This is a genomic window from Planomonospora algeriensis (assembly GCF_977012225.1).
Window position 1 is genome coordinate 1 of record NZ_CDRNDK010000805.1, and the last position, 1,674, is coordinate 1,674.

Here is a 1,674-nt window from a genome sequence, read left to right on the forward strand (position 1 = left end):
GGTCGGGCAAGTCGGCCGAGGCCGAGCTGCGGCTGCTGGCCGAGCCCGAGGTCGTCTACGCGGCGACGGGGCCGTCCGGGGACGGCGACCCGGAGTGGCTCGGGCGGATCCGGGCCCACCGGGAGCGGCGTCCCGCCCACTGGAGCACGGCCGAGACCACGGACCTGGCCGGGCTGCTGACGGAGGCGCGGACCCCCCTGCTGGTCGACGGCCTGGGCACGTGGGCCACCGCCGTCCTCGACGAGTGCGGCGCCTGGGACCGGGCCCCGGAGGCGCTCGCCCGGGTGGAGGCGCGCTGCGACGCGCTGGTGGCGGCGTGGCGGCGGACGCGGGCGCGCGTCGTGGCCGTCTCCGACGAGGTCGGCCTGGGCGTGGTCCCCGCCACCTCCGGCGGGCGGCTCTTCCGCGACGTGCTGGGCCGCCTGAACCAGCGCCTGGCCGCCGAGTCGGAGGAGGTCGCCCTCGTCGTCGCCGGGCGCCTGCTCCCCCTGCCCGTCTGACGGACCGCTCCCCGCCAGGTCGTCCCGTCCCTGCGGGCGGACGGCCCGGCACTACGATCGTCGGTCATGTCTGGACAACCGCCCCGGGGACCCCGCAGACCCCGAGAACCCCGGCGACCCTGGAGATTCCGGCGGACCCGGAGGCCTTGAGGGTGCCGTCCGCTCCGGAGATCCCGGCGGATCTGGGGGCTTCGAGGACTCCGACGGGCCTGAAGGCTCCGGCGGGACCGAAGACTCGGGTGGCTCCGAGAGCTCCGGTGGTCCGGACGGCTCCGGAAGCCCGTCCACGTTCGGCGACGGGTTCCGGCTGGCGGTCGGCACGCTGAGCGTGTTCCCGGTGCGGCCGGGGACCGTGGACCGCCGGGCGGGCGGACGGGCGATGGCGCTCGCCCCGCTGGTCGGCGCGCTGCTCGGCGGGGCCGCCGCGGCCGTGCTCTCGGCCGCCCTCTGGCTGGAGGTCTCGCCGCTGCTCGCCTCGGTCCTGGCGATCGGCACGCTCGCGCTGCTCACCCGGGCCCTGCACCTGGACGGGCTGGCCGATCTGGCCGACGGGCTGGGCAGCGGCAGGCCCGCCGGGCAGGCCCTGGACATCATGAAGCGCTCCGACATCGGCCCGTTCGGCGTGGTGACACTGGTCCTGGTGCTGGGCGTCCAGGTCGCGGCGCTGGCGGAGGCCTCCGCCGCCGGATACGGGCCTGTCGCGCTGGTCGCCGCCTGCGTCGCCGGGCGGCTGGCGATCACCTGGGCCTGCCGGGAGGGCGTCCCGGCGGCCCGGCCGGGCGGGCTCGGCGCGATGGTCGCGGGCACCGTACGGCGCGGCCCCGCCCTGGCCGCGACCTTCCTGTCCTTGGCGGGCCTGGCGGTGCTGACGTCCGCCTACTGCCTCGGTGCCCTCCGCCTGCTCCCTCCGGACGACGCCTTCAGCCGCCGCTACGAGGAGTACACCTTCGTGGAGGGCACGGGCATCGGTTCCTACGCGGCGCTCGAGGGGACCGTGGCGGACCCGCACCGAATGGACGTGGTGGGCGTGTCCATCGTCCCCACCGCCGATCTCCCCGCGAGCTGGTCGCAGTTCGTCGTGTTCCTCTGTTTTCCGGCGGCGGCGGTGGCGGCCGGGCTGCTCGCCGCGTGGGCGCTGCGGCGCCGGGCGCTGGCGGCGGCTGGGGCGGTGTCA

The 1,674-nt window shown here is 77.1% G+C and carries 2 protein-coding genes; both read left to right on the top strand.

Annotated elements, in window-relative coordinates; all coding sequences use genetic code 11:
* Nucleotides 1–500, top strand: a 500-nt coding sequence (locus ACWJ6R_RS35950; protein ID WP_449066482.1) for a bifunctional adenosylcobinamide kinase/adenosylcobinamide-phosphate guanylyltransferase, incomplete at its 5' end; no start/stop codon positions are given.
* Nucleotides 501–822: 322 nt separating this feature from the next.
* A partial coding sequence (locus tag ACWJ6R_RS35955; protein WP_449066483.1) for an adenosylcobinamide-GDP ribazoletransferase occupies nt 823–1,674 on the top strand: 852 nt, incomplete at its 3' end.